The sequence below is a fragment of the Dorea chungnamensis genome (assembly GCF_039832125.1).
Lineage (GTDB): Bacteria > Bacillota > Clostridia > Lachnospirales > Lachnospiraceae > JAFBIX01.
Window position 1 is genome coordinate 161,851 of sequence record NZ_JBDOHT010000005.1, and the last position, 23,867, is coordinate 185,717.

At 42.2% G+C, this 23,867-nt stretch carries 15 protein-coding genes and 1 pseudogene; all 16 read left to right on the forward strand.

The features are described 5' to 3' along the window. Positions 1-299 precede the first annotated feature (299 nt). The 16 genes and pseudogenes from ABE613_RS06320 (at position 300) to ABE613_RS06395 (ending at position 23,650) form a co-directional block, all read left to right on the forward strand. Positions 300-2,063 (forward strand): hypothetical protein, encoded by a 1,764-nt coding sequence (locus tag ABE613_RS06320; RefSeq protein WP_347375967.1) that lies wholly within the window; start codon positions 300-302, stop codon positions 2,061-2,063. Between the two features lie 127 nt (positions 2,064-2,190). Next, positions 2,191-3,036, forward strand: a complete 846-nt coding sequence (locus ABE613_RS06325; protein ID WP_347375968.1) for a ParA family protein — start codon at positions 2,191-2,193, stop codon at positions 3,034-3,036. Beyond that, positions 2,990-3,949, forward strand: coding sequence for a ParB/RepB/Spo0J family partition protein (locus tag ABE613_RS06330; protein ID WP_347375969.1), 960 nt, complete (start codon positions 2,990-2,992; stop codon positions 3,947-3,949). Before ABE613_RS06325 ends, ABE613_RS06330 begins: the two co-directional genes overlap by 47 nt. A gap of 219 nt (positions 3,950-4,168) precedes the next feature. After that, a complete protein-coding gene (locus tag ABE613_RS06335; protein ID WP_347375970.1) occupies positions 4,169-7,444 on the forward strand; it encodes a VaFE repeat-containing surface-anchored protein in 3,276 nt (1,091 codons plus the stop codon). A gap of 217 nt (positions 7,445-7,661) precedes the next feature. Beyond that, positions 7,662-8,273, forward strand: coding sequence for a hypothetical protein (locus tag ABE613_RS06340; protein ID WP_347375971.1), 612 nt, complete (start codon positions 7,662-7,664; stop codon positions 8,271-8,273). After that, on the forward strand, positions 8,274-8,948 hold the full coding sequence (locus ABE613_RS06345) for a hypothetical protein (protein ID WP_347375972.1): 675 nt from the start codon (positions 8,274-8,276) through the stop codon (positions 8,946-8,948). It abuts the gene before it with no gap. Between the two features lies 1 nt (position 8,949). After that, positions 8,950-9,648 (forward strand): hypothetical protein, encoded by a 699-nt coding sequence (locus tag ABE613_RS06350; protein ID WP_347375973.1) that lies wholly within the window; start codon positions 8,950-8,952, stop codon positions 9,646-9,648. Further along, positions 9,636-9,845: a hypothetical protein gene (locus ABE613_RS06355; RefSeq protein WP_347375974.1), complete on the forward strand. Its 210-nt coding sequence runs from the start codon at positions 9,636-9,638 to the stop codon at positions 9,843-9,845. The genes ABE613_RS06350 and ABE613_RS06355 overlap by 13 nt, the downstream gene beginning before the upstream one ends. Positions 9,846-10,086: 241 nt before the next feature. Next, the gene (locus tag ABE613_RS06360; protein WP_347375975.1) at positions 10,087-10,443 is read left to right on the forward strand and encodes an LPD28 domain-containing protein; all 357 of its coding nucleotides are present in this window, start codon (positions 10,087-10,089) and stop codon (positions 10,441-10,443) included. Positions 10,444-11,313: 870 nt separating this feature from the next. Next, a complete protein-coding gene (locus ABE613_RS06365) occupies positions 11,314-11,667 on the forward strand; it encodes a TnpV protein (protein ID WP_347375989.1) in 354 nt (117 codons plus the stop codon). Positions 11,668-12,977: 1,310 nt separating this feature from the next. Next, positions 12,978-18,287 (forward strand): annotated as a pseudogene (locus tag ABE613_RS06370) (helicase-like domain-containing protein); the annotation flags it as partial. A 195-nt stretch (positions 18,288-18,482) separates the two neighbouring features. Further along, a complete protein-coding gene (locus tag ABE613_RS06375; protein WP_347375976.1) occupies positions 18,483-19,586 on the forward strand; it encodes an AAA family ATPase in 1,104 nt (367 codons plus the stop codon). After that, positions 19,587-21,932 carry a S8 family peptidase gene (locus tag ABE613_RS06380; protein WP_347375977.1) on the forward strand — a complete coding sequence of 782 codons (2,346 nt, stop codon included), beginning with the start codon at positions 19,587-19,589 and terminating at the stop codon, positions 21,930-21,932. A 131-nt stretch (positions 21,933-22,063) separates the two neighbouring features. After that, positions 22,064-23,032, forward strand: coding sequence for a DUF3991 domain-containing protein (locus tag ABE613_RS06385; RefSeq protein WP_347375978.1), 969 nt, complete (start codon positions 22,064-22,066; stop codon positions 23,030-23,032). After that, on the forward strand, positions 23,029-23,229 hold the full coding sequence (locus tag ABE613_RS06390; protein WP_347375979.1) for a DpnD/PcfM family protein: 201 nt from the start codon (positions 23,029-23,031) through the stop codon (positions 23,227-23,229). Before ABE613_RS06385 ends, ABE613_RS06390 begins: the two co-directional genes overlap by 4 nt. Further along, positions 23,219-23,650 carry a hypothetical protein gene (locus ABE613_RS06395; RefSeq protein ID WP_347375980.1) on the forward strand — a complete coding sequence of 144 codons (432 nt, stop codon included), beginning with the start codon at positions 23,219-23,221 and terminating at the stop codon, positions 23,648-23,650. The genes ABE613_RS06390 and ABE613_RS06395 overlap by 11 nt, the downstream gene beginning before the upstream one ends. Positions 23,651-23,867: the final 217 nt, after the last annotated feature.

Sequence of the window (23,867 nt, forward strand, 5' to 3'; positions counted from 1 at the left end):
AGTACAGGGATTGTCGAAAAAGTATGAATGGGCTATAATGAATTAGAAATGTTTTAATATTCAATGGGGTATTTTGTCTTATAGTTTACGTGGACAGCGGAAACCGCTTTATTTATGCTGAATTGTTCATACTTTATGGATAAAAAGCACTGACTTGGATGAAATAATATTGAGCGGACGGATGGAATTTGTGACCTTCATTCGTGTAATGGACAGGATAACGTCAAATATAATATTTGTCATAATTACGACATTGGGATATAAGTGATATAGAATAAATATACAGAAGAGGGGAAGGTATGCAGTTAACATATAAGATTAGTGTCTCACCGCAAAAGAAAAATAATTGCTATGAAGTTCAAATTGATGGCTACAGGTATTTGGAAGAATTATGGAAAGAGTTAGAAAGTAAGGGGATAATAGATAGACTAAAAGATATTCCACAATTGGGATGTATTTTTGTACCAAAAGTTTTGAAAAAAACAAGATATGACTACGTTATGCTACAAATGTATTTGCATCAATTTATTAGAATGAATCTGAATGAAAAATTGAAATTTACTTATAATAACTATTTGAGTAAAGACGATTTGAATATTAAATCGAACATAACCATAAATCAATATAAACCATCAATTGGTGATGCCATGCAAGTATTTGCGCTAATATATAATATAGGACATTTTTATAATACGTTCACAGCATCTCGTGCAGTTGTTCTGTCAAGCAAGGAAAACTTAGAATTAAGAGAGAGTATATTTAGAGAATTTGACGAGGGAGAAGAATTGGAATTAGCTCAATCTATATTAGCAGAAGATAATTATTACAGATATCACCTATTGAATAGTCTATTAATACTGCATCAGTGCGATCAAAGTAAATCATCAATTAAATTTGCTTATGCACTATTAAAACAATACTTGAAACCAGAGCAATGTAATAGTAAAATGCAGTATGTTTTTTCTGTATTTAGGGACATAAGAACTTTTTCGTATTTTGTTTATGATTTACCAATTTCCAAAACGCCTTTATATTTGGAGATAAGAGATAAAGAAGCATTAAAGACAATACTCATTGAATTGTTAGATCAGTATAATGATCATCAACCAATCCATTCACTGTTAAGTGCTATTACTAAAATATTAGATGATACAATTTACAATGAAAATTCGCAAGGAATTATTTTGTATCAAATTTCGAAAAAAATAGAGCAGAGCATTAGTAAAATAGACTGGAAAAATGTGGATTATTATACACAGTTTATGGATGAAAAATCTGCATTTAATATAAAATACCCTCAAAATCGAAGATTTGATAAAAATAATATATTGAAGATAACAATTAAAGAAAATGAAAGGATTGATACAATAAAACTGTTTAAGGATTTAAGTAAAATCAATTTTGTGAAAACAGGATTTTATGATAGAAATCTAAACAGAGCAAGAACTTTGCTAATTTCGTTGGGGAATAATTGTAGAAGACAAGAGTCTAAAGTTTGGTGTTCGTTTAGAGTTATGAAAGAAATTGTGGGAGCAATGCAAAAAGAACCACAAATATATGATAATGATTTACGCTATATAGCTGTGGTGAAATTTTTTTTGTATTACCTTTTGGGAGAATATCCTATTAAAATTTTACCAACGATAGACGATACAATATGCATATTTGTAAAAAGAGGAAAGAGTGCAAGAGTTAAGTGTATTGATAAGTTACTAGGCAATAATTGTGGAAAAGAAGATGCAAGACATGAAATAGAATTTATCCGGAATTATCTTTTAAGGGATACAAAAAATGATACAGCTATAATATTGAGTGGAAGTCTATTAGTTTTTGACAAAGAACAGACGGGGAAAAAACTTAGTGAATATGATGGACTCATTATTTATCCATTTAGGAAAAGTGAACAGGTTGTATTTGTAGAAGCAAAGAATAAAAAAGATAAACCGGGATTTGCAAAAAAATGTCTTAAGGAAAAATTGAATATAGCACAGATTCAATACAACGAGGCTGATATTGTAACAATAGATTATGATTGTTATTTGAAATATTCTATTAAAAAGTAGTGATAGTACATAGCCGATTGGTTTTCAAAAAGAGAATCAATCGGCTTTTTTCATGCCCATTTTTATACATAGCCATTCCCCACAAAGGAGTGGCTATTAAATTTTCCGGGAAAGGAGGCAGACTTATATGTACCAACAGGGTACAAAATCCAAATGCAAAGTGATTGCCCTTGCAAACCAGAAAGGAGGAACAGCTAAGACCACCACAACGGTCAATCTAGGAATCGGGCTTGTAAATCAGGGGCATAAAGTATTGCTTGTGGACGCTGATCCTCAGGGAGATTTGACAACAGCGTTAGGTTGGACGGACGCAGACAATCTTTCCATTACGCTTGCAACACAGATGGAAAAGACAATCCGTGATGAACCTTTTGTTTACAATGAGGGGATATTGCACCACAACGAGGGTGTAGACTTGATACCAACCAACATTGAATTGTCTGGTATGGAAATGACGCTTGTTAATGTAATGAGCCGGGAATCCACAATGAAATCATATTTGTCAGAACTAAAGAAAGATTATGATTATATCCTGATTGACTGTATGCCAAGTTTGGGTATGCTGACAATTAACGCTCTGGCGGCTGCTGACAGTGTGATTATTCCGGTGCAGGCGCATTATCTTCCCTTAAAAGGCATGACACAGCTTATGCGGACGATCACGAAAGTACAGCGACAAATCAATCCGAATCTGAAAGTGGACGGTGTTCTTCTGACACTGGCAGATATGCGGACGAACCTTGCCCGTGCTACTTCGGACAGCCTAAAACAGAATTATGGCAGATTTATTAAAGTTTATCAGACCGTCATTCCGGTATCTGTGAAAGCAGCAGAAACAAGTGCGGCGGGAAAGAGCATTTACAGTTATGACAAGAATGGTACAGTTGCAAAAGCGTATACGGAGTTTACGAGGGAGGTGGTAAAGGGTGGCGAAAAGCAGCGTAATCAACATGAATCTTCCCTCAGCCGATGATTTATTCAGTACGCAGGAAGAACGAGACGAGGCAAAACGGGAGAGTGTCAGAGATATTCGTTTGGAAGAAATTAGCGATTTTCCCAATCATCCGTTTCAGGTACGCATGGACGAAAAGATGCTTGAAATGGCAGAAAGCGTCCGTCAGTATGGCGTGTTAGTACCTGCCCTTGTGCGTCCGAAACAAGAGGGCAGGTATGAAATGGTTTCCGGACACAGACGGAAGATGGCGAGTGAACTGGCAGAAAAGGCAGAAATTCCTTGTATTATCCGTGACTTGACAGATGATGAAGCAACAATTATTATGGTTGATTCGAATCTTCAGAGGGAAGAAATCTTACCGTCAGAAAAAGCATTTGCTTATAAGATGAAGTTGGAGGCAATGAACAGACAGGCAGGTAGACCTAGCAAAAATTTGACACCAGTGGTGTCAGATTTTAGTGGTATGCGTACAAATGAGGTGCTTGCAAAACAAGTCGGAGAAAGTAGAGAGACAATCCGCCGCTATATTCGTCTTACCGAGTTAATTCCACCAATCCTTGAAATGGTGGATAATACTGTCTTAAAGGAAAAAGACGTATTGCAGATTGCCATGCGTCCGGCGGTAGAGTTGTCTTACCTGCCGAAAGAGCAACAAGAAACCCTGCTTGAGACTATGCAGTTTGAGGATTGCACACCTAGCCATGCACAGGCAATCAAAATAAGAAAATTTTCAGAGGAGGGGAGATTAAACAAAGATGTAATCTTTTCTATCTTATCAGAGGAAAAGGGAAACCAGAAAGAACAGTTCCATATGCCAAGAGAACGTATTAGCAAATATTTTTCGCCGGGGACGCCTACGAAACAGATTGAAGAAACGATTGTTAAGGCATTGGAGATGTATCGAAAACGGGAACGGAGCCGGGAGAGGTAAGGATGAACGCTGGGGGAGAACTATGCCCATGTGTGGTTATCCGGTTTTTCCGGTTTCCCCTCCCCACACCCTACCCCTTCCGGTTTACCAGCAGATTACCAGCCGAAAAGACAATAAGGAGCCGGTGGCTATCCATTTTTCCGGCAGGCAAACAGCATATTGTAACCCTACACCCTGCAACCTTGCAGGGATTTTTTATGCAAAGAAAGGAAAAGAAAAATGATAAAAAGATTGAAAAAGAAAAGCAGACGAATTGTGGCATGTATGCTTAGTCTGCTGACAATAGTATCAACGATTGCGGCCTCTACTACGACAGCATTTGCGGCAGATGGCACGTTGTATTTTAATTCTGGCGAAACGATACCCTATGGAACTTACTTCACAACGAGAATGACATTTGATGGAGACAATACCGCATATTGTTTGGAACCGTCAAAAAAGACTCCGGAAATTGGAAGTTATCAGTATAGTTTATTGTCACAGGATTCACCAATCAGAAAAGCACTTTATTATCTGAATGGCGGTTATGGTTATGAGAAAGTTACAAGAGATCAATGTTTTCATGGATGGTCAGATACAGATGCGTATGTAGTAGGACATTTGGCATTGGCTTATATTTATGATGGATATAATGATGGTGGAGATGCATTTTTGGGGGCACCTTCCAATTTTGTGACAAAAACGAAGGAAGTGATTAACTTTATCAATGCACAGCCTGCACCTCCGAAATCATTTCAGGCATTTATTCTTCCAGCAGAGGATCATCAGACCATTGCAGGAAGCTGGTATAAAAAACCTTATGGCTGGATTGAACTGAATAAAAGCACTACAAACAGAGACATTTCTGACGGAAATGGAAATTATAGTCTGGCTGGCGCAAAATATGGAATATATCAAGGAGAGACACAGGTTTCCGTTCTCACAACAGATGATAATGGATATGCAAAATCTGATGATCTGGAAGAAGGTAATTATACTGTCAGAGAAATACAGCCGAGTGCAGGATATGCAATAGATACAAAAGGCTATGATGTGACAGTAGAATCAGATGTGACAAAAACATTGAATGTAAAAGAAATTCCGCAGAATAACCCAATGGATATTGTGCTTGAAAAGATTGATTCTGAGACAAAAGAAGCAAAGGCTCAAGGAGCAGCAGCATTAGAAAACGCAGAATTTACTGTAAAGTTCTATACAGAGCAGATGGATACGAATCCGGAAGAAGAAGGCAAGACCCCGACACGAACATGGGTGTTCAAAACAGATGCAGAGGGCAAAGTAAAATTTGAAAAGACTTATCTGGTGTCTGGCGATGAGTTTTTCTATCAGACCGATGGAGCAACACCATGCTTTCCGTTGGGGACTATAACTGTTCAGGAAACGAAAGCACCAGAAGGATATTTTGCAAATAATGAGATTTTTGTTCAAAAGATCACAGGAGACGGTAAGGTGGAATCTGTTTTGTGCTACAACACATCATCCGTGCCAGAACAAGTATATCGTGGAGATTTAGAATTTGTTAAGGTGGCAGACGGGGAACTGAATCGTCTGGCAAATGTACCGTTTTCTATTACCTCAAAAACTACCGGAGAAAGTCATGTAATTGTTACAGATAGGAATGGATATGCAAGCACTTCTTCCGACTGGACAAAGCATACAAAAAATACCAATGCAGGAGTATCATCTGTCGATGGTATCTGGTTTGGAACTTCCGAACCGGATGACAGTAAAGGAGCTTTGATTTACGACACTTATATAATCGAGGAGCAGCGATGTGAAGCAAACCAAGGCATGAATCTTCTGAAATTCGAGGTGGCAGTATATAAAGATTCTGTTACAGTGCAGCTTGGAACTCTTACTAATGACAAAATCGAGATAGGAACGACAGCTTTGGATAAAGAAACAAGTTCGCATATTGCGAAGCCAGATGATAAGGTAACAATTATCGATACTGTAGAATATGAAGGTTTGAAAAAGGGACAAGAGTATAAAGTTATCGGAACGCTTATGGATAAAGAAACGGGTGAGTATTTTTTGATTGATGGCGAATCAGTAACAGCCGAAAATACTTTTACAGCAAAAAGAAGTAGCGGAACTACAGAAGTAACCTTTACGTTTAATGGAATTTCATTAAAAGGAAAAACAGTGGTTATATTTGAAGAACTTTATCAAGATGATTTACAATTAGCAGTCCATGCAGATCTTCAGGATGAAGATCAGACTATTCATTTCCCTGAGATTGGTACAACAGCAAAAGATTCTGATACCGGAGAAAATATTGCAAGTGCAGATTCAGAAGTAACGCTTATCGATACGGTAATATATAAAAATTTGTTACCGGGACAGGAGTACAAGGCTATTGGTACTTTGATGGATAAGGAGACCGAAAAGCCAATAGAGGTTGATGGTAAACCAGTGACGGCAGAAAGTGTATTTACCGCAGATACAGCAGAGGGAACAGTTGATGTAACCTTTGTATTTGACGGAACTGGAGTAAAGGGTAAAACCGTAGTTGTATTTGAAACCGTAACTTATGAAGAAAACGAACTTGCAGTCCATAAGGATATATCAGATGAAGGTCAGACGATATACTTTCCTGAAATCGGAACAACAGCAAAGGATTCTGAAACGGATAGTCATGTTTCCAGAGCTGATGAGGAAGTTACTATTGTGGATACAGTAGAGTACAAGAATTTGATTCCGGGCAAAGAATATAAAGTGACGGGAACTCTTATGGACAAGGAGACGGGGAATGAGCTTCTTGTAAATGAGCAGAAAATAACAGCAGAAATTATATTTACACCAGAAGAAGCATCGGGAACTGTAGATGTTACTTTTGTATTTGATGGAAGTGCTTTGAAAGGGAAAACGGTTGTGGCTTTTGAGATCGTAACTTACCAAGAAAAAGAGGTCGCAAGCCATACTGACATTCAAGATAAAAATCAGAGTATCGTTTTTCCAGAGATTCACACAACAGCAAAAGATGGAAGTGATGGTGATAAGGAAGTTGTAGTTTCAGATAAAGTAACCATTATTGATACTGTTGAATATAAGAATCTTGAAGTCGGTCAGCAGTATCACGTAATTGGTACGCTGATGGACAAAGAAACAGGGAAAGAATTGCTGATAGACGGAGAAAAGGTTACTGCGGAAACAGAATTTACAGCAGAAAAAACAGAAGGAAAGGTTGATGTATTATTTGCTTTCAATGGAAAGGAATTGGTAGATCATGAATTGGTAGTTTTTGAAAAACTCTTTGTGGTAAATGGAGAACTTGAAATCGAAGTATCAACTCATGAAGATTTGGAAGATGAAGGACAAACTGTAATAATGGTAGAAAAAGAGTCTCCGAAACCAGAAACACCGGAAAAAACAACGCCAAAAACAGGTGATGACAGCAATGTTGGTTTGTGGATAGCCATATCTGTACTTGCAGCTGCTGGTGTGGCAGGATTTGGGATTCTGGCAGGAAGAAAAAAGAAGGAGGAGGACTAAGGGCGTATGAATGTAAAGACAGGAATCAGTATCGGGCTTGTGATTTTTATTGTAGGTGCAGTGATCTGGCTGAACACCCGGAAGAAAAAATAAGACGGAAAACAAGTTGGTTGAGTGTATAGGGCGGCGGATAGCCGCCCTTTTACATACCGGACAGCGTGGTATACCTTTGCGGAGTAGAAGCAAAAGATTATGGAAGAAAGCGAGGATGAGGACTATGCAGGATAAAGAAGAAAAACGAATGGTAGAGGGATATGAGATTACACAGGGTATCCGTATCGGGGATAAGGAAGTAGTGTTCGGTGTGAATGAGAAAGCGGATATGCCTTATCTGTGTTCATTTTATTCATCAAACGCTATCATGGAATCTTATGATGACAGCATGATTGGCGATGATTATGTAGAGATACTGGAATTGTTCGCAGACCGGATAAAGGCACAGTGTATCAAGGTGCGGGAGGAACAGGCGAAAGTGACCGTGCCGAGGAAGAAGATCACAGCGGATATGTGCAATTCGCTTTCACAGTGTGGAGATATGACGGGAAAGATCATGGCAATCCGGGCGGAGGCATTAAGATCGGAATACCGTTCTGCAGAACACCAGCTTGTGTATGTGACGGGCGGCAATGGTGCAAGGCAGCAATCTTTTGGAACTGCCTGCTACTGTATCACATTGTATTCCGGGGAGCATGGGCGGTGGGAGCGGTATGATTTTCAGGGAGAGGTAAAGCCGGAGTGCCTGCCGCGGTGGGCGAAAGAGAAGAAAGTGGAGATAGAACAACGGAAAACACAGAGACAGACGCAGAAAACGGACAGGGAGGTGCGGTAAATGGGAGATATACGCACAAATGCCGGATTTGTGATTACAAATTCAATTCATGTTGGAAATGCGGAGTTTGTCCTGGGTGTGAACATGAAGAACCCGGATAACTTTGTCACATGGAAATGCAGCGGTGGCAGTGATTATTATTGGGGACATTATACCGATAGCTTGCTAAAAGCCACAAAGGATTTATGCCTGCGGGCGTTGGAGGAAGTGCAGTATCTGGAGCAGAGGCAGGAGCGTGAAACTGTCCGGCGAACATCGGATACTAACTATATTTTGACAGGAATCGTGGAAAATGACGGAAACAGAGCAGTGATCGAATTTCCGACACAGGAATTGCAGGAGATTATTGAGAGCATAGGAATCACAACCCCGCCGGAACGGGTATACCTGGGCGGTTATAGTGATATAAAAGTGCAGTTGAAACATGATGGAAATAAGGTTGCTGATGGATTGATACGGTTGCTTAAAGACGATAATTCAATCCGCATGGTAAATGAAGTTGCAAAGGCAGTATTTCAATCTGACTACCGGGTGTATGAGAGGGTAGAAAAGAATCTGGAAAAGGACTTCTATCAGTCAGCAGAGGACTTATTGCGTGATGTGGCAGGATATACAAAATATATCAATGATATTTCTGTAAATCGTAAGAAAACAGACGGCCGGGAGGTGCGATGAGATGGAGATACGGGCAATGACGCAGGAAGAACAAAAATATACCTATCGTCAGAGTATGCAGCTTGATGGGCAGACCGGGAGTATTGGTTATCTCCGGGGCGATTTTGCAAATTCCGGGTATGGTTTTTATACCAAATGGTTCGATACGAGGGCATACCGGAAAACGGAAGAATTTCAATCCGAGTTTGATGAGGTTATCAATACCTTGCGGGAGGATCAGGGGCTTTTGCACAACCGCTACGATATGAAAGCGTTCGCAGGACAGTACCCGGACAGCTCCTTTGAGGGGAATTGCGGCAAAGAGTATGGTTTCAGGACGGATACGAAAGAACACGCTTACCTGATACGCTGCAATCCTATAAAGGGGGATTATAACTTTTACTGTTTCTGCTATGAGAGAAAGTGGCTGGATCGGCACATGGAAAGCGCAAGGCAGGGTATCCGGTTTATTGATTCTTCGTATAAAGAACTGTTCCGTATCCCGGACGGTGGGAAAATCGTGATTACTTCTTCGTGGAATGAAAAATCGGAGCGAACCTGCCGCTTTATTGATGAGTATCACACGGAAGTCGGCAGCCATCTTTACCATATTTGTGAGTTTGCCGAGTTCATGGAGCGCAACGGTGCTAAATACGAGCCGAAACAGCCGGATATGCAGAAAAAGAAAGGGAAAGGTAGGGAGTTTAGATGGCGCAGATAAACAATAAAGCAGTAAAATCCATTACAAAACTGATGGAGGCGGGATTTGATACGGAAAAGGCGATCATTTCCATGACCATTGACGATATACTTTCGTTGCCGAACATTTCCGTGGCAGAGATTGGCATGGTTAATGAAATCCAAAAAGCAGTCAAAGCAAACAAAGTCATTACTTTTTTGGGAGGCGGCGAGATATGAGCGAAAAGAAGAATATCCCATTTGTGGACAGCCGGGGCAGGGCATTGTTTCAGATTCCCGATGGCGGCATGATCCGGTAGCTTTACGGGAACGGAGACGAGCATTATGCACTCTGCCGATATGTGGATGATGATCATACGGAGATAGACGGAACACGGTGGAATAACTGCCAGTTCGCAAGGCAGATGGAGAAAAGCGGAATCAGTTGTTTTCCGATATAAAGATGGGAGGGATTAAAGATATGGCGAGATATAATGCAATGGAAGAACAGTTTGAAGAGATCACGCTGCTTGGGAAACCAGCGTTATTTACTTCTATCCGGCTTGAAAGGGACAGCGTACCGAAAGGGCTTTATCTGTATGAAGTGCGGGGTGATGATGACGGGTGCGGCGATCCGGTACAGATTGCAAGGGGGATTCTGGTCAACCATTTTGGGAGTATCATTACCCGTGAACCGATTAAACTGCCGCCAGACGGATATTTAGATATTGAATGGGAAAAGGATTGGAACTTTGCAGGTGGGGACTGCCGGACAGTCAAAGAGTTTCAGGAAACTTACCCGCCAGTGAAGAAGAAAGAAAAGGAGCAGGAACGATAGGAGGCGGGACAGTGGCAAAAAAGAAATTTGATTTAATCACGGAATTGTATGCGGAGGCAATTAAGGAAGTAACCGCAACCCCGGATAACTGGAAAGCATTCCTGCGCTCCGCCTGCCGCAATTACCGTCTGCCTTTTGATGAGCAGCTTTTGATCCATGTGCAGCGTCCGGAGGCTACTGCTGTCCTTGAAATGGAGAAATGGAATGAAAAGTTTGGACGATGGGTAAAGCGGGATTCCAAAGGGATTGCGGTATTTGATAAGAACGCAAAAACCATGCGGCTGAAATATTACTTTGATGTTTCCGATACAAGGGAGGGACGCTATAAGAGGTTAGTCCGCCCGGTGTCCTTATGGGAAGTCAGCGAATCCCACAGTGAGGTGGTGCGGGAAACCCTTGCAAATGCCTTTGGTGTGACAGGAGAAACAAACGGACTGGCAGAAACCATACTGGAGGCGGCAGACCATGCGGCAGAGGATAATGCGGCGGACTATATGCAGGACATTTTATCAAGCCGGGAGGGGAGCTTTCTTGAGGAACTGGACGAGTATAATGTTGAGGTGGAAGTTAAGAGACTGTTATCTGCAAGCACTTCCTATATGCTTATGGCTCGGTGCGGTATCCAGCCGGAAATGTACCTTGAAACAGAGGATTTTCGGAACATCGCGGATTTTAATACGCCGCCGCTTGTCAACTTGTTCGGGGTGGCAGCCAGTGACATTTCCGAGATGGCATTGTCGCAGATTGCAGATACAATCCGGAAACTGCAAATAGAGGAAAAGAAACAGAATCGCATATTTGCGGCAGGAGAGGCAGACCGATATAATAAGGCTGAAAGAACAAAACCAGATTCAGAAAGGAGTCCTGAATATGAGAACAATAGAATACAGCAGGCAGGGCGATTATCTACTGCCGAATTTGACCGTAGTAGAAGAACCGGAGGCACACACTGGGAAGTACGCATCACTCCGCCGGGATTATCTGAAAACGCAGAAGTACGGAATCTTCATCACAATGTTGACGCAGGGGACACTGAACGAACACCTGACGGAGATACAGCAGGCAGCGCAGGAGCGGAGGGAGCAGATCGTAGCGCAGATGGCGAAAGCGCAGAACGTGACGGAGGAACTGAAGGCGAAAGATCAGATGATGTGGCTCGGCATGATGAACAACTTCCGGCAGGCGGCGGAAGAAATCGTGATGAGGGAACTGGTTTACAATTAGAGTGGCATGACAGGGGCAGCGAGGACAAAAGCATTCCTTTCTTTGGTGGAGACGGGAATGTGAAATCGCTGCTCCTTTCTGCAGCCCACCTGAAAGCGTCAAAAGAGGAAATCGGTAAATTCTTTGAAATCCATACGGATGAAATAGAACGTACAGAGTATCTCAAAAATGTTTTTAATCATGAGGATACGGAATTTACACTGGAAGATGGCAGGAGCGTTGGTTATAAGACCTATCAGAACGTGCTTCATATTTGGGAGGGGAGCTACCATTTCCGGACATCGCAATCCTATTATGATTGGGGCGTGATTGCAAAGTATTTTGAGGGTATGCGCCTTGTGGGAGAATTACAGGATAAAGTGGAACCGCCCCGAAGTGTGGAGGGGCAGTTAGCCTTTATGGAAGATGTGGCAGAGGAAAAGACCTCTGCTTTTTCTTTTTCACAGGAGATTGTGGATACAGTTATTCAGTCCGGGAGCCATATCGAACATGGGAAATACCGTATCTATTCGTACTTTTTGCAAACACATACGAATAAAGAGAAAGCGGACTTTCTGAAAAATGAGTATGGTTATGTGGGGGTATATCCGTTGATTCTAGGTGCGGATATTGATATGCAGGCGGACGCGAAAGGCTTGCATATCCACCGAAAAGAGAATAGCGTCACATTGAAATGGACAGCAGTTGCAAAACGGATTGATGAACTGATTGTACTGGAACGGTATCTTTCAAAACGTGAGATGGCATATTTACCAGAGTATGAGAAAGGTGTACTGGCAACAGAAATCTATCATTTTTATTCCAATCAGCCGGAGAGCGTGGTACGTCCATATCCGTTTGGTGCGGATTATTACAGCGGGGTAAAAGTGATCCGTCCGCAGCTTGATATGCCGACGCGTGTGGAAGAAATGCTGTCTGTTATGGCGGAGGTGCTTACGAATACCGCAGATTTTGCGAGAAATTATGAATCTATGCAGAAAGCGTACCATGACCTGACCGATTACCGGGACGGCGTTTACAGCCTGTTTTCCCCCATACCGCCACAGCCAGAGAACAAACCAGCCTTGCCGCCAGTGATGGAGGTTCCGCAGAAAAAGCCGGATACAGCCAATATGGAAAATGTGGAAGTAGCGGAACAAGGGCAGAGTGAAAGACAGCCGGAGCAGGAACTTCTGGCGATGAACCCGCCTTATGACCTTGCGGTTGACAGTATTGTTTCCATCGGAATGAAAGAATACCGTATTGATTTTCTTTCTGATGAAATGGTGGTTTTGCGTGACCAGATATACCCACTCTTTACAGAAGAAATGTCCCGTGAGGAATTTGACCGTAAGATACGGGAAAATCCGGCAAATGACCACCTGAAAGTCAGGCGGCCATTGCCGGAACTACCAGCCGAAAAGACAAATATTCCGGCTCCCGCCGAATCTCCGGCGCAGGAAGCGCCGGAGGTTTCCAAACCGGAAACAGACGAACTGGATTTATTGTGGAATATTCTGGATTCCCTGCATATGGAAGATATTCAGCCCCGGTATGATGAAAATGGAATACTGACAGCCAGTGATGGAGAGAACGTCTGGCAGGGGAAAGAATTTTATGAGTTTCTGCTTCAGGAGGCAGTCGTATTCGAGGAAGATGGAAGTTCTGCTGTCCTGACGGACGGGCAGTTATCGGATTTGTATGAACTGGCGGGGCGGTATGGCGTGGAGATTCCGGGAGAGGGCAAAGAAACACCAGCCGAAACAGAACAAGCCGCCGATCTTGCCCCGGCATGGGAGCAGCCGAAACCGTCTGCAAGGTTGCAGTCCTTTGACCTGCACCCGGAGATTCCGCAGACAAAGCGGAGCCAGTACCGCATAACCAATGATGAGTTGGGATACGGAACCCCTAAAGAGAAGTTTAGGGCAAATATCATGGCAATCCAGCTATTAAAGAAATGCGAGGAAGAAAACAGGTACGCCACACCGGAGGAACAGGAGATTTTGTCCGGTTATGTTGGTTGGGGAGGTTTGTCAGACGCTTTTGATGAAACCAAATCCTCATGGGGATATGAATATCTGGAGTTGAAATCAGTGCTGACCGAGGAAGAATACACCGCAGCAAGGCAGTCTACCCTGACCGCATTTTATACCCCACCCGTTGTGATACGGGCAATGTATCAGGCATTAGAGGATATGGGCTTAAAGTCAGGGAACATTCTGGAGCCTTCTTGTGCAGTGGGGAATTTTATCGGTATGAAACCGGACAGCCTTACGGATTGCAAGATATATGGTGTGGAGATTGACAGCATATCGGGCAGGATTGCACAGCAGTTATACCAGAAATCCACCATTGCAGTGCAGGGATATGAGGACGCAAACCTGCCGGATAGTTTTTTCGATGTGGCGATTGGAAACGTACCTTTCGGGCAGTTCAAGGTATCGGACAGGCGGTATGACAAACACAACTTCCTCATACACGATTACTTTTTTGCAAAGACACTGGATAAAGTCAGACCGGGCGGTGTGGTTGCCTTTATCACATCTTCCGGCACAATGGATAAGAAGAACCCGGCAATCCGCAAATATATCGCACAGCGGGCAGAACTTTTGGGAGCGATCCGCCTGCCGAACAACACATTTAAGAAAAATGCGGGAACAGAAGTGACCGCTGATATTTTATTTCTTCAGAAACGAGACCGCCTGATTGAAACGGAACCGGACTGGCTGTATCTGGAGGTAGACAAAAACGGAATCACGCAGAACCGCTATTTTATACAGCACCCGGAGATGGTTCTTGGGGAAATGGTCATGGAATCCACGCAATACGGAATGGACAGTACCTGCCGACCTTATGCGGACAGCGACCTTGAGACATTGCTGACAGAGGCGATAGGGAATATCCATGCGGAAGTTACAGAGTATGAAACCGAGGAATTAGTGGAGGAAACCGACAATACCATTCCGGCAGATCCGTCTGTTGCCAACTTCTCCTATACGGTTCTGGACGGGCAAATCTATTACCGGGAGAACAGCCGCATGAAACCCGTAGAGCTGTCTGTTACGGGCGTAAACCGTGTGAAAGGCATGATCGCAATCCGGGATTGTGTGAGGGAACTGATCGAATACCAGACGCAAGGGGACAGTGATACAGTCATTGAAGGTCAGCAGAGGAAGTTAAACCGCCTCTATGATGCGTTTCAAAATAAGTACGGGTTGTTAAATGCCAGGGCAAACAGCATGGTCTTTTCCGATGATAACAGTTACCCGCTGCTTTGTTCCCTTGAAATTGTGGCAGAGGACGGGACACTGGAACGCAAGGCAGATATGTTTTATAAGCGTACCATTAAACCCCATGAGGCGGTTACAAGGGTAGATAGCGCCAGTGAAGCATTGTCCCTATCTTTGTCGGAAAAAGCCCGTGTAGACATGGAATATATGTGTTCCCTGACTGGAAAAGACGCAGCCCAAATCGAGCAGGAGTTATCCGGTGTCATCTTCCGCCTGCCGGATATGAGGGGAGATCAGGAGCCGGAGTATGTATCGGAGGACGAATACCTTTCCGGCAATGTTCGTCAGAAGTTACGGGAGGCGAGACTTGCGGCGCAGTCCGATCCGGTGTATGAGAGCAATGTGGAGGCACTCTTAAAGGTGCAACCAAAGGATTTGACCGCATCGGAAATCAGTGTCCGGCTTGGAACCACATGGATTCCAACATCGGACATCGAGGAATTTATGTTCGGGCTTCTGGAAACGCCGAATTATGCAAGGTGGCACATGAAAGTCCAGTTTTTTAAGCTGACCGGAGAATGGCAGATTGAGGGAAAGAGCAATGATAAAGGGAATGTGAGAGCGAACAACACTTACGGAACACACCGTGCCAGTGCTTATAAGATTATCGAGGATACGTTAAATTTAAGAGATACCCGCATTTATGATTATGTGGAGGATGAGGATGGAAAGAAAAAAGCCATCCTGAATAAAAAGGAAACCGCCATCGCACAGGGAAAACAGGACTTGATCAAGCAGGCATTTCAGGACTGGATTTGGAAAGAACCCAAGCGCAGGCAGCGGCTGACGGACTATTATAATGAACATTTCAACGCAATCCGACCAAGAGAATATGACGGGAGTCATTTAAAATTTTATGGCATGAACCCGGAGATTAAGTTAAGGCAGCACCAGAAAAATGGTGTTGCCCGTATTATTTATGGGGGAAATACCCTACTTGCTTATGTGGTAGGTGCAGGTAAAACCTATACAATGGTAGCGGCGGCGATGGAGTGTAAACGGTTGGGACTATGCAATAAGTCAATGATTGTTGTGCCGAACCACATCATTGAGCAGTTTGCGGCGGAGTGGCTGCAATTATATCCGGCAGCGAATCTCCTTGTGGCAACGAAGAAAGATTTTGAGACGAAGAACCGGAAGAAATTTTGTGCAAGGATAGCGACCAGCGATATTGATGCGGTTATCATCGGGCATAGCCAGTTCGAGAAAATCCCTTTAAGCGTAGAACGTCAGCAGAGAATGTTGGAGCGTCAGCTTGATGAGATCGTAGACGGGATTGCAGCGGCAAAGGGCAGGAGCGGCAGCCGGTTTACCGTCAAACAGTTAGAAAAAACGAAAAAAGGACTGGAGGGGAAATTAAAGAAGTTAAATGATCAGAGCAGGAAAGACGATGTTGTGACCTTTGAGGAATTGGGGATTGACCGTCTGTTTGTGGACGAGGCGGATTCGTACAAGAATCTTTACCTTTACACTAAAATGAGGAATGTAGGAGGCGTTGCACAGACCGAGGCGCAGAAGTCATCGGATATGTTTATGAAATGCCAGTACCTTGATGAAGTGACTGGTGGAAAAGGCGTGATTTTCGCAACTGGAACCCCCGTGAGTAACAGTATGGTAGAGTTATATACCATGCAGAGATACTTGCAATATCATACGCTGGAGCGGAATTATTTACAGTATTTTGATGCATGGGCATCCACTTTTGGGGAGACAGTAACCGCTATCGAACTGGCACCGGAGGGGACAGGGTATCGCCTGAAAACGAGATTTGCGAAATTCTATAACCTGCCGGAGCTAATGCAGATGTTCCGGGAGGTGGCGGACATACAGACCGCCGATATGCTGAAACTCCCGGTGCCGGAGACACAGTACCGGGTTGTCAGCGTAAAGCCGAGCAAAATGCAGGAGGATATGGTAACGGAACTTGGGAACCGTGCAGAACGTGTCCGGAATGGCATGGTCAATCCGAGGGAAGATAATATGCTGAAAATTACCAATGATGGGCGGAAACTGGCGTTAGACCAAAGGCTTGCAAATGAAATGCTGCCAGATGAGGCGGAGAGCAAAGTCAATGCCTGTGTCGGGGAGGTATACCGATTTTGGGAGGAGGGAAAGGAGAAAAAATTGACACAGTTATTGTTTTGTGATTTGTCTACTCCGAAAAACGACGGGACATTCAGTGTCTACAATGATGTAAGGGATAAGCTGATCGCAAAGGGTATCCCGCCGGAGGAGATTGCATTTATCCATGATGCAAATACCGATGTGAGGAAAAAAGAACTGTTCTCAAAAGTGAGGAGAGGTGCTGTCCGTATTCTGATGGGCAGCACTTTTAAAATGGGAGCCGGGACGAATGTGCAGAATTTAATTATCGCCAGCCATGATTTGGACTGTCCGTGGCGTCCGAGAGATCTGGAGCAGCGGGCCGGAAGAACGATCCGGCAGGGCAACCAGAATCCGAAAGTGGATATTGTACGGTATGTGACGGAGGGAACCTTTGACGCTTATCTGTATCAGGTCATTGAGAACAAGCAGAAATTTATCAGCCAGATCATGACATCAAAAAGCCCTGCACGGAGCGTGGAGGACATTGATGAGGTGGCGTTATCCTATGCAGAGATCAAGGCGCTTGCTACCGGAAACCCGTATATAAAGGAAAAGATGGACTTGGATATTCAAGTGTCCAAACTTCAGTTACTAAAGCAGAGTTTTCTAAGTCAGCGGTATGAAATGGAGGATAAGGTAACGAAATATTTTCCATCGGAAATCCGGCAGGAAGAACAGCGGATTGTGGATTACGAGGCAGACATTGCACAGGTAAAGGCGCATACGCCGCCAGACCGTGAGACATTTCCGCCTATGCAGATCAACGGGGAGATGTACCACGAGAAAAAAGAGGCAGGGCAGGCGATTATTACAGCCTGCAAAACCATGACTTCTCCGGAGCCAGTACCGCTTGGAGCATACCGGGGGCTTTCAATGGAACTCTACTATAATACGTTCAGTAAGGAATTTGTCATCGCTTTAAAGGGAAAGCGGACGCACCGTGTAGCGTTGGGGACGGATATTTACGGGAATATTACCCGTCTGGACAACGAGATTGAGAAGTTTTCCGATAACCTGTCACGCAGCCAGGAGCGTCTGGAGACGTTGAAAGCGCAGCTTGAAACTGCAAAGGTGGAGGCGGTCAAAGCGTTCCCACAGGAGCAGGAACTGGCAGAAAAGACAGAGCGGCTCGGAGAATTAAACGCTTTGCTTGATGTGGGAAAGAGCGATAAGGTCATGCTGGACGAGGAGCCGGACGAGGGAGAACCGGAGCCGGAGCGAAAGAGGGCAGTGCCGGAGCGGTAGATTTATGCGGTATCGGGGAGCCGATACCGTGGTACATAGTATTGATAAAATCATATTTACATTTTTTTTGACACTATAAATAAAAACAAAAACAAAATAATATTATTTAAAAACAAAAACAAGAATTTCAATCACAAATACATTGACTATAATAACGATGTGACGTATAATAATTACGAAAGGAGTGGAATCGTATTGTATACCGAAATCGTTAAGATAATAGAAGGTGGAATGTTAGGAGATAAAGAAAAAGTACAGAATTATGCACTTGTTCTTGCTGATAATCTTGAAAAAGAGGGGGAAAAGGCTCTTTCAAATAAAATCCGTGCAGTGATAGCAAAAAGGAAGAGAGGATTAACATCCCTAGATAGTTTTGCAACAAAACCAGTAGATACGGAAAGCCGTATGGAGATTGTGGAAATAACGACTCCGCAAATATTTAAAGAGAATATTGTGTTAAGTCGTTATGTTGAGGAAGAATTGCAAGATTTTATAGAGTGTTATGAAAACCGGGATGAGTTAATTAAAGTAGGGATAGAGGTGTCAAATTCACTTTTATTATATGGTCCACCTGGATGTGGTAAAACAACAGTAGCACAATATATTTCTAGTGTGACGGAATTACCATTGGTTACTGCAAGATTGGATGGTTTGATTTCTTCTTTACTAGGGAGTACTGCTAAAAATATCCGAAAGATTTTTGATTATGCATCTAAGAGGGAATGCATTTTGTTTTTGGATGAATTTGATGTCATTGCAAAACTAAGAGATGATAAGAATGAATTAGGAGAATTAAAACGTGTTGTTAATAGTCTTATACAAAATATAGATGGGCTTAACAATGATAGCATTTTAATCGCAGCAACTAATCATCACGAATTATTAGATCCGGCAATATGGCGTAGATTTGCTAAAGTAATTACATTGGAGAAACCACAGAATGAGGAAATAGGAAGGCTATTGCAGATTTACTTAAGGAATTATGAAAATAGTATTTTAAAAAGTGATAAGAAGCTTTGGAATTTAGAAATGGCGTTTAATGGGTTCAGTCATTCCGATATAAAGACAACGGTTAATAATACTATTAAAACTGCAATTATTAAGAAGAAAAATAATATTAATGGATGTGATATCTTAAAGGAAATTTATTTTCACAAAAAACATAGTGTTGAGGATGAGGCAGATTTTATAAGATTTTTGTTAAAATATGGTGCAACACATAAGGAAATAAATGATAGTTTGGATATTTCGATGCGAAAAGTACAGGAAATTTCAAAAGAAATGAAAGGGGAAGTGTAAATGGAAAAAGACAAATTACCGATAAAATTTTTTGCTACTAGAGAAGTGGATGAGTTAAGAATAGAAGGAAATAGAAATACTGAGAAGCCAAAATGGGTGTTAAGAGGGGAGGAGTTGAAAAATCGAGCAGACTATTTAAAACTGGCATTAGATGATATAGAAGATGATATGCGAAAGAGGAAAGATTCACCGGTTCCGTTTTCATTTATTGCAAGACTTCAGGAAGATGCTACTGCAAAATCGAAGAGAAAAGATATTTCAAATTTCTTTCAACCAAAAAAAATCGGAGGTGTAATTGGACTTACAGCAACAAATAAATTGATTGTTTCCTTTGATTCTTTGGATGAATTTAAAGAAATATCAGATCGTTTGAAGAACTATGAAAGCAATGATTATGCAATTTCATGCATTGAAGATTTTGAAGAATATGTACCGTCTGTTGCTATAGCTGATGATGCATGCAATTATAAAGTTAAACTGGTTGACTATCAGAATTACGAACAAAATTTAGCTATGAGGCATTTGTTTGAACATATTTTGGAAAGTAAAGAAATCGAATATATAAGGACAGATTATTCGGAAGAATTTTATATATATAAATTGAAGAATATTACAAATTCAGTCTTGGACGAATTTGAAGAATCGGATATTTTTAATGCTTTGTTTTCGGTTGAGCCAATGCCAAAATATGTTGTTTCTTTAGATGGTATGGATGATAAAAATGATATTCCTATAAATGAACCAGATGATACGAAAAATTATATGACAATAGGTATTTTAGATAATGGTGTAGCAAAAATTCCTCATTTGACTCCGTGGATGGAAATTGAACGATGGTCACCATATCCAGAAACTAGCATTAATCCAACACATGGAACTTTTGTTGCTGGTGTAGCATTGTACGGTGATGATTGTGAAGGAAAGAAATGGGTAGATCATAAGGGATTGAAAGTCTTTGATGCAACTGTTTTTCCAGACACGACAAAAGAAGGATTAGATGAGGATGAGCTGATCGCCAATATAAAAGAAGCTGTTAGATTATATCATGATAAAGTAAAGATTTGGAATTTATCCATCTCGATTACAAGACCTGTAACCGATACAAAGTTTTCTGATTTTGCGATTGCTTTGGATGCTATACAAGATGAATATAATGTATTAATTTGTAAATCAGCAGGGAATTGTCGAAATTTTGAGAAAAATCGTCCGAAAGGAAGAATTCACGAAGGCGCAGATTCAGTTCGCTCTTTGGTAGTAGGTTCAATTGCTCATGATAAAGGTAAGTATGATTATTCTGAAATCAATGATCCATCCATATTTTCAAGAGTAGGGCCGGGACCAGAGTTTATCATAAAACCAGAAATATCTCATTATGGTGGAAATGCCGGGGTTAATCCAAAAGGCGAAACAGTAACAACTGGGGTAAAGTCCTTTTCAAAAGACGGTGGATTGGCAACAAGTGTAGGAACAAGTTTTTCCACACCTAGGATTACATCATTAGCAGCAGGGGTACAGCAGGAACTAAGTGAAGAATTTGATCCGCTTTTATTGAAGGCATTAATTACACATTCTGCATCTTATCCAATAGGAATGACCGTACCAGTAACAGAAAGGACAAAACAGGTAGGTTTCGGACTCCCTAAAACAGTACCAGAAATAATTTATAACTCTCCATATGAGGCAACACTTATATTGAGAGATAATCTGGCAAAAGGAGATAAGATTGACATTATGGATTTCCCTATGCCACAATGTTTAATTAAGGATGGATATTATACAGGGCAAATTATTGCAACATTAGTATACGATCCCATCTTAGATCCATCACAAGGAATAGAATATTGTCAATCAAATTTGGATGTTAAATTTGGTTCATATGATGCAAAGGTGGAGAGAGATATTAATCAAAGACATATTCTTAATCCAGTTGGAAGAAAAGGGGCTCAAAATCTTTTTAGAGGCAGTGTGTTTAGTAAAACAAAAATGAAAAACAAAACTGGAGATTTTGCATTGAGAGAACGCTTACAGATACAATATGGTGATAAATATTATCCAGTAAAAAAGTATGCTATTGATTTATCTGAATTGACAGATCAGAGAAAAATCGATTATTTATCGAGCGATAAAAAATGGTTTTTATTTTTACAAGGTGTATACCGAGAGCATATAGAAAGAATGGCTCAGTTAGAATCTTTCCAATTAAGTCAAGAATTTTGTTTGATTATAACGATTAGAGATCCTTATCATAAAGAGAAAGTATATGATAAGGTAACACAAAAATTGGATGAATACAATTTCTGGCATTCTAATATTAAAGTTGCAGCAGATATTAACGTCCCGCTATAAACTTTTAGTTGTATAAAATTTACATAGCCGATTGGTTTTCAAAAATGAGAATCAGTCGGCTATTTTTATGCCCGGCTATTTAAAATGCCGCAAGAAATATCCACTCATGGGCAGGAAAGGAAGTGAAATTTATGCCATATATCGCACCGGAAGTTGTGCGGGAAGTGAAACGAATGGACTTGCTGACGTATCTGAAGAACTATGAGCCATACGAGCTTGTGCATTTCTCCGGCAACACCTACACTACTAAAACCCATGACAGTTTAAAGATTTCAAACGGAAGGTGGATGTGGTGGAGTCAGGGAGTGGGCGGCAGGTCAGCCCTCGATTATCTCATAAAAGTGAGAGATTACAGTTTTATGGAGGCGGTAGAGTTGATTGCAGGACAGGCGGCGATACAGCCGCCTGTCGCATTACCAGCCGAAAAAACAAAAGAGAAGAAACTGCTTTTACCAAAAGAAAAACGCTATCTGACCAACGTGGTTTCCTATCTGAAAGGACGTGGGATTGATACGGAACTGATTGAATTTTGTATCAGGACAGGGCGTGTATACGAGAGCGAATACCACCATAATGCGGTCTTTGTCGGCATGGATCAGGCGGGGAAACCAAAGTATGCGGCGCTTCGGGGAATCGGTACAGATTTCATCGGGGAGGCAAGCGGGAGCGATAAGAATTATTCTTTCTCCATTCCGGCAGATGGCGAGTGCAGCACCGTCCATTTGTTTGAATCCGCTATTGACCTGTTATCCTATGCCACTTTGAAAAAAATGGAGGGGCAAAAGTGGCAGGCGGAACATCTTTTATCCCTTGCCGGAGTGTATCAGCCAGCGAAAGAAATTGAGAAAAGCAAGGTTCCGGCAGCGCTTACCCGGTTCCTGAAAGAATATCCGGAAGTGAAAAGTATCGTTTTCCATTTGGATAATGACCGGACAGGGAGGCTTGCGACAGAGGCAATACGGACAGTGCTGCCGGAGAAATACCACACGGAAGATAAGCCGCCGCCAAGAGGTAACGATTATAATGATGCCCTCTGTATCCGATTGGGAATCCGGCAGACGAAGCGGGCGAAAAAGAGTGAAAGGAGCCATGAGCGTTGAAACTGAAAGAATATGACGTGACAATCACGGAAACCTTGCAGATGACCATACCGATCCGGGCGGCGAGCAGGGCGGAGGCGGAGGAACGTGCCGAGGCAGAATGGAACCAGAGCAAGTATGTGTTAGGTGCAGAGCAGTTTGTGGGAGCAGATTTCCATGCAGAGGAACGAAGAAAGGAGAGGACGTATGAACGGTAAAAAAGAGGAATACAGCATGAAAACAATCAAATATGAACTGAAATTGATTTTTAAAACAAAGATTGCCATTGGTGCGGGGAGCAGAGAAGAAATCGAAAAAGTGCTGCAGGAAATGATTGATTCCGGGGAACTGTTGGACGTAAGGAAAGAGGAATTTTATGGAGTTGTGGTGGAAGAACAGGGGGAACGCAACTGTCCGGGAAACTGTGACAACTGCCAGTATCTTTGTCCAAAGGACGAAGATTGCTTGATGGATGATCTGGATGATTCTTGTGAAAAGTGTGAATACCGATGCAGGAAATGCGGCGGCTGTACCATGAAAAAAGATGATATATGTGGCGAGGCTGAGTGTAAAAAGTGTCATTGGCGCTGTCCGGAGTGTGGGAAGTGCAGCCACCCGGAGGGCGAAAAAATTCCGTAAAAACTGTTTGTTTTCGGATGGTAAATGCCGATACCCGAAGCGGTTACGCAAGGAGTGCGGCAATACACAATACCAGCAAGCAACGCCTTTGGATAGCCTGCCTTAAAAGCGGACTATCTAAAGGCAGCTTGTTAGGGGAAACCCCTAATACCCTTTCAATAGAGGAGGACTGTTATGCGAGTTGAATTAGAGAGTACACATAAAAGCAAAAGATGCA

Coding starts and splice junctions, on each gene's coding strand:
- ABE613_RS06325 (WP_347375968.1), top strand. CDS start 2,191: ATGTACCAACAGGGTACAAAATCCAAATGCAAAGTGATTGCCCTTGCA.
- ABE613_RS06345 (WP_347375972.1), top strand. CDS start 8,274: ATGGGAGATATACGCACAAATGCCGGATTTGTGATTACAAATTCAATT.
- ABE613_RS06355 (WP_347375974.1), top strand. CDS start 9,636: ATGGCGCAGATAAACAATAAAGCAGTAAAATCCATTACAAAACTGATG.
- ABE613_RS06395 (WP_347375980.1), top strand. CDS start 23,219: ATGAACGGTAAAAAAGAGGAATACAGCATGAAAACAATCAAATATGAA.
- ABE613_RS06385 (WP_347375978.1), top strand. CDS start 22,064: ATGCCATATATCGCACCGGAAGTTGTGCGGGAAGTGAAACGAATGGAC.
- ABE613_RS06320 (WP_347375967.1), top strand. CDS start 300: ATGCAGTTAACATATAAGATTAGTGTCTCACCGCAAAAGAAAAATAAT.
- ABE613_RS06335 (WP_347375970.1), top strand. CDS start 4,169: ATGATAAAAAGATTGAAAAAGAAAAGCAGACGAATTGTGGCATGTATG.
- ABE613_RS06365 (WP_347375989.1), top strand. CDS start 11,314: ATGAGAACAATAGAATACAGCAGGCAGGGCGATTATCTACTGCCGAAT.
- ABE613_RS06340 (WP_347375971.1), top strand. CDS start 7,662: ATGCAGGATAAAGAAGAAAAACGAATGGTAGAGGGATATGAGATTACA.
- ABE613_RS06380 (WP_347375977.1), top strand. CDS start 19,587: ATGGAAAAAGACAAATTACCGATAAAATTTTTTGCTACTAGAGAAGTG.
- ABE613_RS06350 (WP_347375973.1), top strand. CDS start 8,950: ATGGAGATACGGGCAATGACGCAGGAAGAACAAAAATATACCTATCGT.
- ABE613_RS06360 (WP_347375975.1), top strand. CDS start 10,087: ATGGCGAGATATAATGCAATGGAAGAACAGTTTGAAGAGATCACGCTG.